The sequence below is a fragment of the Actinokineospora baliensis genome (assembly GCF_016907695.1).
Taxonomy (GTDB): Bacteria; Actinomycetota; Actinomycetes; order Mycobacteriales; family Pseudonocardiaceae; genus Actinokineospora; species Actinokineospora baliensis.
In genome coordinates this window covers 1,369,717-1,384,343 of record NZ_JAFBCK010000001.1, presented here as the reverse complement: position 1 = coordinate 1,384,343, position 14,627 = coordinate 1,369,717, and the positions used below count along the sequence as shown (strand labels likewise).

At 70.8% G+C, this 14,627-nt stretch carries 14 protein-coding genes; 6 read left to right on the top strand and 8 right to left on the bottom strand.

All coding sequences use genetic code 11. From position 1 onward, the window contains the following. The first annotated feature begins 1 nt into the window (after nt 1). The 5 genes from yidC to JOD54_RS06370 all read left to right on the top strand — a co-directional run bounded on the left by yidC (nt 2) and on the right by JOD54_RS06370 (nt 5,268). A complete protein-coding gene (yidC, locus tag JOD54_RS06390; protein ID WP_204449651.1) occupies nt 2-1,036 on the top strand; it encodes a membrane protein insertase YidC in 1,035 nt (344 codons plus the stop codon). A 30-nt stretch (nt 1,037-1,066) separates the two neighbouring features. Further along, the gene (locus JOD54_RS06385) at nt 1,067-1,615 is read left to right on the top strand and encodes a Jag family protein (RefSeq protein WP_204449650.1); all 549 of its coding nucleotides are present in this window, start codon (nt 1,067-1,069) and stop codon (nt 1,613-1,615) included. A 1,020-nt stretch (nt 1,616-2,635) separates the two neighbouring features. Then, nucleotides 2,636-3,334, top strand: coding sequence for a 16S rRNA (guanine(527)-N(7))-methyltransferase RsmG (rsmG, locus tag JOD54_RS06380; RefSeq protein ID WP_204449649.1), 699 nt, complete (start codon nt 2,636-2,638; stop codon nt 3,332-3,334). A gap of 66 nt (nt 3,335-3,400) precedes the next feature. Then, the gene (locus JOD54_RS06375) at nt 3,401-4,297 is read left to right on the top strand and encodes a ParA family protein (protein WP_204449648.1); all 897 of its coding nucleotides are present in this window, start codon (nt 3,401-3,403) and stop codon (nt 4,295-4,297) included. Next, complete coding sequence (locus JOD54_RS06370) at nt 4,294-5,268, top strand: ParB/RepB/Spo0J family partition protein (protein ID WP_204449647.1); 975 nt, start codon at nt 4,294-4,296, stop codon at nt 5,266-5,268. Before JOD54_RS06375 ends, JOD54_RS06370 begins: the two co-directional genes overlap by 4 nt. A 60-nt stretch (nt 5,269-5,328) precedes the next feature. Here JOD54_RS06370 and JOD54_RS06365 read toward each other — a convergent pair whose 3' ends face one another. Together JOD54_RS06365 and JOD54_RS06360 are read right to left on the bottom strand one after the other, a co-directional pair. After that, nucleotides 5,329-6,273 carry a D-alanine--D-alanine ligase family protein gene (locus JOD54_RS06365; RefSeq protein WP_204449646.1) on the bottom strand — a complete coding sequence of 315 codons (945 nt, stop codon included), beginning with the start codon at nt 6,271-6,273 and terminating at the stop codon, nt 5,329-5,331. Between the two features lie 239 nt (nt 6,274-6,512). Further along, nucleotides 6,513-7,832 carry an aminotransferase-like domain-containing protein gene (locus JOD54_RS06360; RefSeq protein WP_204449645.1) on the bottom strand — a complete coding sequence of 440 codons (1,320 nt, stop codon included), beginning with the start codon at nt 7,830-7,832 and terminating at the stop codon, nt 6,513-6,515. A gap of 172 nt (nt 7,833-8,004) precedes the next feature. On the opposite strand from JOD54_RS06360, the gene JOD54_RS06355 reads away from it, so the two are divergent. Then, complete coding sequence (locus JOD54_RS06355; RefSeq protein WP_204449644.1) at nt 8,005-8,631, top strand: GNAT family N-acetyltransferase; 627 nt, start codon at nt 8,005-8,007, stop codon at nt 8,629-8,631. A gap of 68 nt (nt 8,632-8,699) precedes the next feature. Here JOD54_RS06355 and JOD54_RS06350 read toward each other — a convergent pair whose 3' ends face one another. The 6 genes from JOD54_RS06350 to JOD54_RS06325 form a co-directional block, all read right to left on the bottom strand. Further along, complete coding sequence (locus tag JOD54_RS06350; RefSeq protein ID WP_204449643.1) at nt 8,700-9,839, bottom strand: N-acetylmuramoyl-L-alanine amidase; 1,140 nt, start codon at nt 9,837-9,839, stop codon at nt 8,700-8,702. Between the two features lie 182 nt (nt 9,840-10,021). Next, nucleotides 10,022-10,351 carry a thioredoxin gene (gene trxA, locus JOD54_RS06345; RefSeq protein ID WP_204449642.1) on the bottom strand — a complete coding sequence of 110 codons (330 nt, stop codon included), beginning with the start codon at nt 10,349-10,351 and terminating at the stop codon, nt 10,022-10,024. A 35-nt stretch (nt 10,352-10,386) separates the two neighbouring features. Next, nucleotides 10,387-11,385, bottom strand: coding sequence for a thioredoxin-disulfide reductase (trxB, locus tag JOD54_RS06340; RefSeq protein ID WP_204449641.1), 999 nt, complete (start codon nt 11,383-11,385; stop codon nt 10,387-10,389). Between the two features lie 159 nt (nt 11,386-11,544). Then, nucleotides 11,545-12,312, bottom strand: a complete 768-nt coding sequence (locus tag JOD54_RS06335) for an RsmA family anti-sigma factor (protein ID WP_204449640.1) — start codon at nt 12,310-12,312, stop codon at nt 11,545-11,547. Next, the gene (gene sigM / locus JOD54_RS06330; RefSeq protein ID WP_204449639.1) at nt 12,309-12,938 is read right to left on the bottom strand and encodes an RNA polymerase sigma factor SigM; all 630 of its coding nucleotides are present in this window, start codon (nt 12,936-12,938) and stop codon (nt 12,309-12,311) included. The genes JOD54_RS06335 and sigM overlap by 4 nt, the downstream gene beginning before the upstream one ends. A 61-nt stretch (nt 12,939-12,999) precedes the next feature. Continuing rightward, complete coding sequence (locus JOD54_RS06325) at nt 13,000-14,565, bottom strand: protein kinase family protein (protein ID WP_204449638.1); 1,566 nt, start codon at nt 14,563-14,565, stop codon at nt 13,000-13,002. Between the last annotated feature and the right edge of the window lie 62 nt (nt 14,566-14,627).

The following is a 14,627-nucleotide window of genomic DNA, read 5'->3' as shown; positions in this document are numbered from 1 at the left end:
AGTGCTCGATTTCATCTACTACCCGGTGTCCTTCATCATGTGGTGTTGGCACTGGGTCTTCGGACACGTGTTCGGTGAATCGAGCGCGATCGCCTGGGCGCTGAGCATCGTCTTCCTGGTCTTCACCCTGCGGGCGATCATGTTCAAGCCCACGGTCAAGCAGGTCCGCTCCATGCGCAAGATGCAGGAGTTCGCGCCGGAGATCAAGAAGCTGCAGAAGAAGTACGCCAACGACCGGCAGAAGCAGGCCCAGGAGATGCAGAAGCTCCAGGCCGAGCACGGGGTCAGCCCGCTGGGCGGCTGCCTGCCGATGCTGCTGCAGATCCCGGTCTTCATCGGTCTGTTCCACGTGCTGCGCGAGTTCAAGCCGGGCAAGACCGAGAACTACTTCTTCGACGAGCGCGGCGTCACCTCCTACATCGACGCCAACCTCTTCGGCGCCCGGCTGAGCAACTGGATCACCCAGCCCGCCACCGAGCTCGCCCACTTCGGCGTCACCCGCACCACCGTGGTCCTGGTCGCCATCCCGCTGATGCTGCTCGCCAGCGCGCTGACCCACCTCACCGCGCGGCACTCGGTCTCCCGGCAGAACCCGGAAGCGGCCACCTCGCAGACCGCGATCATGAACAAGCTGACGCTCTACATCTTCCCGCTCGGCGTGCTGCTCGGCGGCTTCTTCTTCCCCATCGGCCTGATCATGTACTGGCTGTCGAACAACTCGTGGACGCTGTGGCAGCAGCGCTTCGTGTACAAGAAGGTCGACGCCGAGGAAGCCGCGAAGAAGGCCGAGGTCCAGGAGAAGCGGGCCGCGACCGCCCCCAAGCCGGGCCAGAAGCCCACCCAGCAGAAGAAGCGCCCCGCCGCCAAGGTCGAGCCGAGCGACACCGACACCACGTCGGACACCACGGCTCCCGACTCGACCACCCCGCCAGCCAAGCCCACCCAGCCCGGCGGCAACGGCACCGGCGGCACCCAGATTCCCGGTCTGATCTCAGACCGATCCCGTAGCAAGAAGTCAGGTCGCAAGAACCGCTGAGGCGTGCCTCGACCTGGAGAGGAGTGAACCGTGCCGGAAACGGTGCAGGCGACCGAAGAGGTCACCGACGGGGGTAGCGCGGACGCGCGGGCGGACGAGGGTCCCGCCGCCTCCACCGAGGAACTGCTGGTTCAGGAAGGCGACATCGCGGGCGACTACTTGGAGCGGCTGCTCGACATCCTCGACTACGACGGCGACATCGACCTCGACGTGGAGGCCGCCCGCGCGGTCATCAGCATCGACGGCGGCGAGGACCTGGAGAAGCTCGTCGGCCCCAGGGGCAACGTCCTCGAAGCCCTGCAGGAGCTGACCCGGCTCGCGGTCCAGCAGGAGACCGGCACCCGCAGCAGGCTGATGCTCGACATCGCAGGCTGGCGCGCCGACCGCCGGGAGGAACTGCGCGAGCTCGGCCGCGCCACCGCCCAGAAGGTCGTCTCCAGCGGCGAGCGGATCCGACTGCAGCCGATGACCCCGTTCGAACGCAAGGTCGTGCACGACGCGGTCGCGACGGTCAAGGGCGTGCACAGCGAAAGCGAAGGCGAAGACCCGCGTCGGCGCGTGGTCGTGTTTCCGCAGTAGCTGATCTTTCCGAGGCGCGGCCCACCAGCTTGGTGGGCCGCGCCTTTGCGTTTCGACGCCTTTGGCTTGCGACCCGGTTCGTGGGTGTGGGTGGGCTCGGTGGGGCGGGGTCGGCTCGCCTTCGGCATTGCGACACGGACCCGTCGTGGTCCGGTGGGCTCGATGGGGCGAACTTGGTTTGCGCGGGGCCCCTGCGCTACCCGTGGCAGGACCGCAAAAGCCGGGGCCGAAAAGCATGGCCCTGCAGCGAGGCAAGGCTACGGGCACCGCCACCCCACACAAACCAAGTCCGCCCCATCGAGCATTGGGTGGGCGGCTTCCTGGGAGCGGTGGTTGGGGTGGCGGGGCTGGCTCGGTGGGTTGGACTGGCGGCGGCGGCTTCCGGGGTCGGCTCGCCTTCGGCATCGCGACGCGGTCCGTGGGGTGTGGGTGGGCTCGATGGGGCGAACTTGGTTTGCGCGGGGCCCCTGCGCTACCCGTGGCAGGACCGCAAAGCTGGGGCCGAAAAGCATGGCCCTGCAGCACACAACGCTACGGATACCGCCACCCCACACAAACCAAGTCCGCCCCATCGAGCATTGGGCGGGCGGCTTCCTGGGAGCGGTGGCTGAGTTGGGTGGGTTGGCTCGGGGGGTTGTTCTGGCACCAACCCAGCCCACCGAGTCGGCCCACCCAACCCAGCCCGCCGAGTCAGCCCCGCCAGCCCGGCCACCGCTCCCGGAAGTCGCTGGTGCCAACTGCTCGATGGGGCGGACCTGTTTTGTGTGGGGGTGCGGCGCCCGTAGCGTTGTGCGCGGACAGGGCCATGCTTTTCGGCCCCAGCTTTGCGGTCCTGCCACGGGTGTCGTAGGGGCCCCGCGCAAAACAGGTCCGCCCCATCGAGCTGTCCACCCCACTCGCGCGCTGGGCGCGCGCGGCTCGCCGTGTTTCACGTGAAACGTGATGGGGCAGCGGTACTGGAACCGGCAGCGTCAGGGAGAATCGCGGCGGCATGGTTTCACGTGGAACATCGGGTGGGGTATGAGTGGGCTGGTGCGGCCGGGGGTCGCGGAGGACGTGTTCGGGGAGCGGGTGGGGGTGGCTGAGCGGTTCGTGCAGTTGCTCGCTGAGCACGGGGTGGAGCGCGGGCTGATCGGGCCTCGGGAGCTGGACCGGCTGTGGGACCGGCACGTGCTCAACTCGGCCGTGATCGAGGAGTGCGTTCCCCGTGGGGCCACCGTCGTTGATGTCGGGTCGGGGGCGGGGCTGCCGGGGATTCCGTTGGCGATCGCACGGCCCGATGTCCGGGTGACGCTCGTCGAACCGATGGCGCGGCGGGTGGCGTGGCTGGACGAGGTCGTGGAGACTCTTGCTCTGTCCTCGGTGACCGTCCTGCGCGGGCGAGCCGAGGAGCCAGCGGTCAGGTCACGGGTTACCGGCGCGGATGTGGTCACCGCCCGGGCGGTCGCCCCGTTGGCCAAGCTCTCCGGTTGGTGTCTCCCGCTGCTCCGGCGGGGCGGCCAGGTGGTCGCCCTCAAGGGCGCGAGCGCCGCCGAGGAGATCGACCGCGATCGGGCCGAGGTCGCCGCGATGGGGGGCGGTGAGCCGAAGGTCGAGCGCTGCGGTGCCGGTGTGCTCGAGGTGCCGACGACCGTGGTGGTCATCGAACGCGTGCAGTCCGCGACCGGGCCGGACCGGTCCCGCCGGACGAGGAAGGATCAGGGTGCACATCGAGGCTGAGATCGGAGCAGGGATGTTTCACGTGGAACCGACGGCGAACGCCGGGATCGGGGAGGTGCGCTGACGATGACGCAGCCCTCCCCCGCGTCCGTCGCCGGGTGGACGCCGATAGCGGAAGAGGCCGCCCGGGCCACCCGGGTGAAGCACCCGGACAAGATGTTCCCCCGCCCCACGCACCGCCGGGTCATCACCGTCGCCAACCAGAAGGGCGGCGTCGGCAAGACGACCTCCGCGGTGAACCTGGCCGCTGGGCTCGCCCTGCACGGGCTGCGGGTGCTGGTGATCGACCTCGACCCGCAGGGCAACGCCAGCACCGCGCTCGGCGTCGAGCACCGGTCCGGCACCCCCTCGGTCTACGAGGTGCTGCTCGGTGAGGTGAGCCTGGCCGAGGCCGCGCAGATGAGCGACCAGTCGGACCGGCTCTACTGCGTGCCCGCCACCATCGACCTCGCCGGTGCCGAGATCGAGCTGGTGTCCATGGCGGCCCGGGAGTCGCGGCTCAAGGAGGCGCTGTCGGACGAGGCGCTGGACATGCTCGACCCGGACTACGTCTTCATCGACTGCCCGCCCTCGCTCGGCCTGCTCACGGTCAACGCGATGGTCGCCGCGCAGGAGGTGCTGATCCCGATCCAGTGCGAGTACTACGCGCTGGAGGGGTTGAGCCAGCTGCTGCGCAACATCGAACTCGTGCAGGCGCACCTGAACCGGGCGCTGACCGTCTCGACGATCCTGCTCACCATGTACGACGGCCGGACCAAGCTCGCCGACCAGGTGACCAACGAGGTGCGGCACCACTTCGGGGACACGGTGCTGGCCACGGTGATCCCGCGCAGCGTCAAGGTCTCGGAGGCGCCTGGGTACGGGCAGTCCGTCCTCGCCTACGATCCCGGTTCCCGCGGCGCGATGAGCTACCTGGACGCCGCGCGTGAAGTTGCCGAACGAGGAGCGGAGGCGCCCCGATGAGTGGACCGGCCGGACGCAAGGGCGGGTTGGGGCGCGGACTGGCCGCGCTCATCCCGCAGGGGCCGCCAACCGGCGCGCCGACCGGGGGGCTGTCGCTGCCCAGCCCGGTGGCGCGCAACGGTGAGGCCGTCGAGACCGCGCCAGCCCCCGAGGTGGTGGCGGGCGCGGTCTACCGGGAGATCCCGACCGCCGCGATCAAGGCGAACCCGAAGCAGCCCCGCCAGGTCTTCGACGAGGAGGCGCTGACCGAGCTGGAGCACTCGATCCGCGAGTTCGGCCTCATGCAGCCGATCGTGGTCCGGGAGCTCGGCGGGGACAGCTACGAGCTCGTCATGGGCGAGCGGCGGCTGCGCGCGTCGCAGCGGGCCGGGCTGGACCGGATCCCGGCGATCGTGCGGCAGACCGCGGACGACGCGATGCTGCGCGACGCGCTGCTGGAGAACATCCACCGGGTGCAGCTCAACCCGCTGGAAGAGGCGGCGGCCTACCAGCAACTGCTCGACGAGTTCTCCGTGACGCACGAGGAGCTGGCGAGCCGGATCGGGCGCAGCAGGCCGGTCATCACCAACACGATCCGACTGCTGCGGCTCCCGTTGCCGGTGCAGCGCCGGGTCGCCGCGGGTGTCCTGTCCGCCGGGCACGCCAGGGCGCTGCTCGGGCTGGACGAGCCGGGGACCCAGGAAGAGCTGGCGACCCGGATCGTGGCGGAGGGGTTGTCGGTGCGGGCGACCGAAGAAGCGGTCACCCTGGCCAAGGGCGCTCCCCCGGCCAAGCCGAAGCCCGCACCGCGCAAGCCGATGCACGCCCCGGGGTTGCAGGACCTGGCCGACAAGCTGTCGGACCGGTTCGACACCCGGGTCAAGGTCGAACTCGGCAAGCGCAAGGGCCGGATCGTGGTCGAGTTCGGCTCGGTCGACGACCTGGAGCGGATCGTCGAGATGATGGCGGAAAATGGGATAAATCAGGCATGAAACCGGTGCAGGCGACCACACCGGGTCGATACGTCACGGTGACGGTCGCCGAAAACCGGCCTAGCGGGTGATGGCGCGGTCGACCAGTCCGGCGTAGATGGCGCCGAGCGAACGACCCGCCGCCTCCGCGGCCATCGGCAACAACGAGGTCTCGGTCAGCCCGGGCGACAGGTTCACCTCGAGGAAGTAGACCTCGCCGGACGCGCTCACCACCGCGTCGGTCCGCGACACGTCGCGCAGGCCGAGCAACCGGTGCGCGGACACGGCGAGCTCGGCGACCGCGGCCGCGACGTCGTCGTCGAGCCGCGCGGGCGCGTGGAAGGTGGTCAGCCCGGCGGTGTAGCGGGCGGTGTAGTCGTAGACCCCGGACGCCGGGGCGATCTCGACGGCGGGCAGTGCCTCCGGTCCCCCCGGTCCGTCGACCACGGTCACCGCGACCTCGACGCCGTCGACGAACCGCTCGGCGAGCACCGCGTCGCTGTAGGCCAGCGAGCCGACCATCGCCGTCGGCAGCTCCGCGGCCGAGCGCACGACCTGAGCGCCCAGCGCCGACCCGCCCTGGTCCGGCTTCAACATCAGCGGCAGCCCCAGCCGCTCGACCATCGCGTCCAGCACCGGCTGCGCCCCGAGCTCGCGGAACGCGCTCTGCGGCAGCACCACCCAGTCCGGCGTCAGGATCCCGGCGCGGCGCAGCTCCGCCTTCGCGGTCGGCTTGTCCCACGCCCGCCTGCAGGTCCCGGCATCGGTGCCCACGTACGGGATGTCCAACAGCTCCAAGATCGTCTGGATGGAGCCGTTCTCGCCCTCGCCGCCGTGCAGCGCGATCACCACCGCGTCCGGCCGGTGCTCCCGCAACCGCGTCAACAGGCTGGCGTCGGCGTCCCACTCCTCGACCGTCAACCCCACCTGCCGCAGCGCCGCCGACACCCGCCGCCCGGACCGCAGCGACACGTCCCGCTCGTGCGACAAGCCCCCGGCGAGGACGGCAACCCAGCGGTCGGACACGGTGATCTCCTTGCAGACGGGCACAGCGTGATCGCGGCGGACCGAAGGTACACCGCGGTGGTCAGGGGCCTATCAGGCTCGATGGGGTGGACTTCCTTTGCGTGGGGTGGCGCCGCCCGCAAGCTCGCGCGCGAGGAAGGGCCGTCTTTCCAGGCCCCGCCTTTGTGCTCTTCCTCGGGCGGCGCAGGGGCCCCGCGCAAAGGAAGTTCACCCCATCGAGCCGTCGAGCCTGAGCAGCGTCAGGCGGTGTCGGGGGCCGGGGTTTGCGGGCCGGACAGGGCGCGGCTGGCGGTGGGGCCGAAGGTGCGCAGCAGTTCCAGCTCGTCGGCGAGGACGCCTGCGAGTCTGCGCACCCCCTCGGTGATCCGCTCCGGCGGCGGGTAGCAGAACGACAGGCGCATCTGCCTGCTGCCGAACCCGTCGGCGTAGAAACCCGTCCCTGGCACGTAGGCGACCCGGGCGGTCACCGCGCGTGGCTGCATCGCCTTGGTGTCGACACCTTCGGGGACGGTCAGCCACACGAAGAACCCGCCGTCGGGCTTGGTCCAGGTGCAGCCCGCGGGCATGTACTGGTCCAGCCCGGTCAGCAGCGCGTCGCGGCGGTCGCGGTACATGGTCTGGAAGGACTTGATCTGGCCCTTCCAGTCGTGCGTGGCCAGGTAGCGCGACACGACGAGCTGGTTGAGCGTGGGCGGGCACAGCGCGGCGGACTCGGCGGCCAGCACCAGCTTCTCCCGCACCGCGTGCGGCGCCAGCGCCCAGCCGACCCGCAGCCCCGAGGCGAAGGTCTTGGAGAACGACCCCAGGTAGATCACGTTGTCGGAGTCCATCGACCGCAGCGCGGGGTAGATCTGCCCGTCGAAGCCCAGCAGGCCGTACGGGTTGTCCTCGATGACCAGCACGTCGTGGCGGGCGCAGATGTCGAGCACCTCGGCCCGGCGGGACACGGCCAGCGTCACGCCAGCGGGGTTGTTGAAGTTCGGGATCGTGTAGAGGAACTTGACCCGGCGACCGGCCTGCTCGGCGGCGGCCAGCGCGGCCCGCAGCGCCTCGGGGACCAGGCCGTGCTCGTCCATCACCACGTGCCGGACGTCGGCCTGGTAGGAGGCGAAGGTGCCCAGCGCGCCGACGTAGGACGGACCCTCGGCGAGCACGATGTCACCCGGGTCGATGAAGATGCGCGTCACCAGGTCGAGGGCCATCTGCGAACCGACGGTGACCACCAGGTCGTCCGGGTGACCGGTGACCCCCTCCAGGGCCATGACCTCGCAGATCTGCTCGCGCAGCAGCGGCACGCCGTGCGCGGAGCCGTACTGCAGCGCGACCAGGCCCTCGTCGGCGACGATCGAGGCGATCTGGTCGGAGAGGAAGTCCAGCGGCAGAGCGGCCAGGTTCGGCATGCCCCCGGCCAGCGACACCACCTCGGGGCGGCTGGCCACGGCGAACAGCGCTCGCACCTCGGATGCGGTCATCCCGCCCGCTCGGGCCGCGTACCGGCCGAGGTGGGGGTCGAGACTGCGGGAGCCCGGTCTGTCGGGCAGGTGTCCGGAGGTGCTCATGGGTGACTCCCAGGGGTGGGCCAGCCAAAACAGTGTAACCAGAGGAGTGACTTACCCCTGAGATTGCGGTCTGCGGTTCCGGCGCAGGTCACATCGTCCTATTCTGGACAGCGTAACTCGGCGTCCTACCCCCCTGCGGGCGCGCGACAATTCCGCAAGCACGGGAGGTGGGGTGTCCCGACGCGTCGTCGGCGTCACGCTGGACAACCTTGAGCACCTCCCCAAGCACTGCCGGGGTTGTGTCTACTGGGAGTTGGCGCCACACCTCAAGGAGCAGGCCGAGGAGTTCGGCACCACCGAACTCGAGAAAGAGGCCTGGGTCTCCAGCGTCCTGCTGGACTGGGGTTCCTGCGGCCGGGTCGTCTACAGCGACAAGCTCCCGGTGGGCTTCGTCCTCTACGCCCCGCCGAACGCGGTTCCCCGCGCCTCCGCCTTCCCGACCGCCCCGGTCAGCGCCGACGCGGTCGTGCTCTCCGGCTTCCACGTGCTGCCCGAGTTCCGCGGCGGCGGCCTGGGCCGGATGCTCGTCCAAGCCGTGGCCAAGGACCTCACCCGCCGCGGCGTCAAAGCCATCGAGGCCTTCGGTGACGCCCGCCCCGACGAGGAGCGGTCCTGCGTCGTCCCGGCCGACTTCCTGACCAGCGTCGGCTTCAAGACCGTCCGGCCGCACCCCCGCTGGCCCCGGCTCCGCCTCGAACTGCGCACCGGCATCACCTGGAAGGAAGACGTCGAGGCCGCCCTCGAACGGCTCCTCGGCACGGTGTCGATCAGCACCGCCTCGCCGATCCTGCAGCGCTGACCAGGATCTCCGCTGACCAGAACGCCCCTCGCCCGAGTTCGGACGAGGGGCGTTCAAGCGTTTGCGGGCTATTCGGCCTTGGCGAGTTCGTGGGCCAGGACGTCGGCGAAGGAGAAGCTGCCGGTGGGCTGGTCGTTCTCGCCGAGCAGGTAGAGGCGCTTGACGGCCACGACGATGCCCTCGGCGACCACGTCGCGGAAGGCGGGGTCCGACAGGCGGGTCCGGTCCTCGGTGTTGGTGAGGTAGCCGATCTCGACGCGGACGGCCGGGCAGCGGGTCAGGCGCAGGAGTTCCCAGGTCTTGGGGTGGGTCCCGCAGTCGCGCATGCCGGTGCGCTTGGTGAGCTCGCGCTGGATGAGGCCCGCCATGGCCTCGCCGAGGGTCGAGGTGGCGCCGTGCCCGGTGCCGAAGTGGAAGCAGGCCAGGCCCTGGGCCAGCGGCGAGGCGTTGGCGTCGGAGTGCAGGGACAGGACCAGGTCGGCGCCCGCCTCGTTGGCGAACTGGGCGCGGGTGGACTCGTCCGGGCACTGGTCGGGGCCGCGGGAGAGCAGGGCCTCCATGCCGGTGGCGACCATGCGGCCCTCCAGCCGTCTGGCCAGGTCCCACATCAGGTCCGACTCGTTGACCCCGTCGACCGACACACCGGTGTCGTGGGCGCCGTGGCCCGCGTCGATGACGATGCGCTTGCCGGTCAGCCGGGGGCCGGAGCGGCGGGCGTGCTCCTGCTCGCGCAACAGCACCGGGCGGCCACCACGGGCGCGCGGCGAGAGCTGGCGCAGGGCGCGGACTGTCTCGGGGCCGCAGATGCCGTCGACGGTGAGGCCGTAGTCGCGCTGGAAGTTGCGCAGCGCTGCCTCGGTCTGGGCACCGAACACCCCGTTCGGGCGACCGGCGTCGTAGCCGAGCTCGAGCAGCCGCTCCTGCAGGGTGGCCACGTCGTCGCCGGTGATCGGCGCGGAGACCAGGTACGCCAGCGGACGGCCACCGAGCTGGTAGGTGGCGTCGCGCAGGGCGCGGTAGGTGGCAGGCCCGATGAGCCCGTCGGTGATCAGCCCGCGGTGCTGCTGGAACGCGCGGATCGCGTGCTCCATGGCGTGGTCGAACTGATCGGTCACCCCGTTGACCGGGGGCAACAGGCCCAACGCCGCCAGCGTGGACCGAACTTCGGCAACGGCCGGTCCCTCGTCGCCGCGGCGCAACACCCGCATGCACCCCTCGCTCTCGTCTCGGGCACCGGAAGGATCCGGTGCGCGGCCAGACAGGTCACCCATTGTGCCTTGCCGGTCTACGTGTCCCCCGCAGGGATGGCGGGTGGGTCGTCCGAACACACGAAAACCGGGGCCGTGCGTCGCTCAACGAGACGCATGAGCCCCGGTTCCGGGTTGCTTGCCTAGCCCAGGTAATCCTGCAGGTCGTTGAGCAGCAGCGCCTTGGGCTTGGCACCGACGATGGTCTTCACCGGTCGACCGCCCTGGAACACGATCAGGGTGGGGATGGAGAGCACCTGGTAGTCGCGCGCGGTGCCCGGGTTGGCGTCGATGTCGAGCTTGGCGACGGTGACCTTGTCGGAGAACTCGCCCGCGATCTCCTCCAGCACCGGCGCGACCATCCGGCACGGGCCGCACCAGGTGGCCCAGAAGTCGACGATGACGGGCTTGTCGCTCTGCAGCACGTCCTCGACGAACGTCTTGTCGGAAACGGTGACGGTGTTACCGGCCATGTGGCGGCTCCCCTGGATCGTTGGGTGTGGGTTGGTCAGTTGGCGCCGGGGCCGTAGCCGCCGCCGACGAGCTCCGGGGCGATCTCGGCCTCGGCGGTGCCGTGCTCGGCCAGCCAGCGCTCGGCGTCGATCGCGGCCGAGCAGCCGGACCCGGCCGCGGTGATGGCCTGCCGGTAGGTGTGGTCGACCAGGTCACCTGCGGCGAACACGCCGTCGACGTTGGTGTAGGTGGTGCGGTCCTTGGTCAGCACGTAGCCCTCGTCGTCGATGTCGACCTGGCCCGCGACGAGCTGGCTGCGCGGGTCGTGGCCGATGGCGACGAAGAAGCCGGACACGTCCAGGGTCGACTCGGCGCCGGTCACGGTGTCGCGCAGGCGCAGGCCGCTGACCTTGCCGTCGCCGAGCACCTCGGTGACCGCGGAGTTGAGCTGCCAGCGGATCTTCTCGTTGGCCTTGGCCCGCTCCAGCATGATCTTCGAGGCGCGGAACTCCTCGCGCCGGTGGATGATCGTCACCGTCTTGCCGAAGCGGGTCAGGAACAGCGCCTCCTCCATCGCGGAGTCACCGCCGCCGACGACGGCGATGTCCTGGTCGCGGAAGAAGAACCCGTCGCAGGTGGCGCAGGCGGACACGCCCCTGCCGAGCAGCTCCTGCTCACCGGGCACGTTCAGGTAGCGCGGCGCGGCGCCCATGGCCAACACCACGGCCTTGGCGGCGTAGCGGGTGCCGTGCGCGACCACGTACTTGACCGGACCGTCGAGCTCGATGGTGTCGACGTCCTCCGCGCGCAGCTCGGCGCCGAAGCGGTCGGCCTGGGCGCGCATCTGCTCCATCAGGTCGGGACCCATGATCCCGTCGCGGAAGCCGGGGAAGTTCTCCACCTCGGTGGTGGTCATCAGCGCGCCACCGAACTGCGAGCCCTCGAACACCAGCGGCTCGAGCTGGGCGCGGGCGGCGTAAACGGCCGCGGTGTAGCCCGCGGGGCCGGAGCCGACGATGATCAGGTTTCGGATCTGGTCCGCTTCCGCAGGCATCTGCCCTCCATCGACCTTCGCCGGACGGTGCCGTCCGGTCCACACTGCTTGTCAACGCGATCGTAGGTCCCGCTTGTTCCGGGGTTGCGCGGTGATGGCCCGCACCCACGACAAGGCGATGGCCCCGCCGGGTGGCGGGGCCATCGCACGGTCGGCCGATCAGCGGCCGATCTTGTCCTTGAACAGGGCGGTGCAGTCGGGCTCGACGACCAAGACCTGCCAGCGGCTGGAGTCGCCCGGCACGAGCAGCAGGGCGAACACCGCTGACTTGCCGTCGAAGGTGACCGGCGCGACCCCGATCGGCGCGGTGCCGTCGCTGAACTGGTTGGCGCTCAGGCAGCGCTTCAGGCTCGCCTCGTCCTTGAGCGGCCCGTAGTCCTTCTTGCCCAGCACCCTGGGCGCGGCCTCGCCGACGTTGCCGCTGCTGACCGCGAGCGGGGTCTGGGCGTCGCCCGCGGTGGGGGCCGGTTCGGCGATGCCGCCGGTCTCCTGGGTCTTGGGCAGGACGCCGTAGCCGATCGCCACCGCCGCGGCGGCCGCGGTCAACAATCCGACACCCCAGGCGGTGCGCCGACCCCGCTTGCGCCTGGCCTCGGCCAGGTCGACCACGGGTGCGATGCCGGGCCGGGGCGGGTCTTGGACGGCAACGCCGCCGAAGGCGCGCTGGGCTTCGGCGCCGAGGGCCGCGTCCAGTCGCGCTGCGTAGTGGGCAGGCATGGGCGCAACCGGGGCTGCGGCGAGCTCACCGAGGCCGACCTTGACCGACTCCAGCGCCTCGACGATGGCTCTGGCGTCCGGGTCGGTGTTGACCCTGGCCCACAGCTGAGCGGAGCGCGCGGGGTCGAGGACGCCCGCGTGCAGGTCCGCCAACAGGTCGACTGACCATGGCGGCCCGTCGGGGGCACCGCCCCGAGGCTCGTCCGTCATCGTCCCTCCCAGTGGCGCCTGTGCGGCATGTCTCGACCGTCTGCGACAGCGCCACCTGGGACGTTCGCATCTGCATCGGGGTTCCGCAGATGTCCGAGAACTTTCGCCAACTTGGCCCGGCCCCGTGCGCACCGCGACTTGACGGTGCCCTCCGCGATGCCGAGCAGCTTGGCGGTCTCGGCCACCGAATAGCCCTCGACGTCGACCAGGACGATCGGCACCCGTTGTTCCTCGGACAACTCGGCCAGCGCGGTGCGCACGACGAGGTGCGTCTCCCGCTCGGCCATGGCGTCGCGCGGGGTGACCGGTTCGCCCGGCCCGGCCTCGGGCAGCGGGACGGTGGGTCGGGCCTGCTTGCGGCGCACCCGGTCGAGGCAGGCGTTGACCACGATCCGGTGCAGCCAAGTGGTGACCTGGGACTCGGCGCGGAAGGACCCGGCGGCGCGGAAGGCGGAGATGAAGGCCTCCTGCAGCGCGTCGGCGGCCTCTTCCGGGTCCCGCAGGGTGCGCAGGGCGACGGCCCACATCCGGTCACGGTGTCTGCGCACGAGCTCGGCGAACGCGTGTTGGTCTCCCGCGGCGTGCGCCGCTATGAGGTCGGCGTCCGAGCTGGCTGCGGCAGTCACCCGGACAGCGTATAGGGCGGTCGCCTTACCGCTGAAGCCCGCGTCGACCAGGCAAGAGGCGTCACTGGGCGCGGACGAAGCCGATCTCGGTGATCTCCGAGACGTTGCCATCGCCCAGGGTGGTGATCCAGATCAGCAGGTGCTGGGTGGGTTCGGCGCTGTCGAGCTGCAACCGGTTCTGGCCCGACTGCAGGGTGGCCCTGCCGATGACCTTCGTCTCGTCGAGGCCGGGCTTCTCCGACGGCGCGGTGCGGATCTCGACCACGGTGCCCGCGCTCGGCGAGTCGATGACGACCTCGGCGAAGGGCACCGGCTCGGCGAAGGCCGCCATGATCCCGACGCCCGGCTTGAGCGCGGGGAAGGGCTGCTGGTACTTGTCGGTCTTCCAGGAGGTCTTCGGGTCGCCGTCGACCGCCCGGTTCGCCCGGCGCGGGCTGTCCGGGGTGCCCTTGACGTTGTAGACCTGCACGCCCGCGGCCTGGATCGGCTGACCGGGGTTGGGCGGCTTGGGGTTGTTCTCCGCGTTGCCGGGTGCGGTGGCGACCACGGTCGGCCCGCCCGCGCTGGGGCTGTCGTCGCCGAAGAAGCTGATCAGCTGCATGCCGACCCAGGCGAGCACGCCGACGGTGGCCACGGCCAGGGCGGTGACGCCGATGGCCAGCTTCCGCCGCTTGGTGCGGTCGTTGTGCGGGCGGCGGGTGGTCCACACCGCGCCGTCGTCGTCGACGTCTTCCTCGGGGTCGTCGGTGATCGCGGCGATGCTCTGGGTGGCGTCCTCGTTGAGCTTGGCCCGCTCCAGCACGCGCAGCAGACCGGAGCTGGTGCGGATGCCGCCGGTCGCGTCGTCGGTGAGGCTTCGCACGGCGGCTGAGGACAGCTCGTACGGGACGTACGGGAAGAGGGCGCGCGGCGGAACTACCTGACCGTCTGCCGCCAATGGCGCGTGCGGCAGGCCAGGAGCGTTGCGCAGCGGCCACCGACCGGTGAGCAAGAGGTAGAGGATCGCGCCTAGGCCGCGAACGTCGTCTTGCAGCGTCGCCTCAGGCAGTGGACCGGGGAACGACAGCCGCAGCACACCGTCCGGGGTGACCCGAACCCGCTGCGGGTGGTCGACGCCCAGCACCATGCCCGAGTGGTGCGCCAGTTCGACCGCGGCGGCCAGCGGTTCGAGCAGCCTGGCCGCGGTCGAGGGCGGCAACGGGTGTTCGGCGATCACGTCGACCAGGTCGGTGCCGTGCGACCAGTCGGCGACCACGATGCCGAGCAGCCCCTCGGTCGGCCCGATGCCGTTGCCCGGGCCCAGCACGTCCAGCACCCGGGAGGTCCCCGGGTGGGTGATGCGGGCCGCGTGCATGGTCCGCTCGAGCATCTTGCGGGCGGCGCCCGCGGCCTTCGCGTCGGCCGGGTCACCCACCAGCATGGTCAGCCCGACATCGCGGCGCAGCTGGTTGTCCTGCGCCCGCCAGAGGTGGGCGTTGACCCGCTCGTCGAGGCCGAACTCGGCGAGCAGCCGGTACCGGCCGTCGCCGACCGCGCTGCCGGGGACGAGGAAGCCGGGCCTGGCCTGTCCGCCAGCCGCTCCCTCGCCCGGCGCGCCCGCCGGGTACTCGGTCCGCCTCGTTGTCACCACACTCTCCACCTGCCGTTCCAGTTCCGAGCCTACGTGAACTCGACGGCCCACCGGTGACG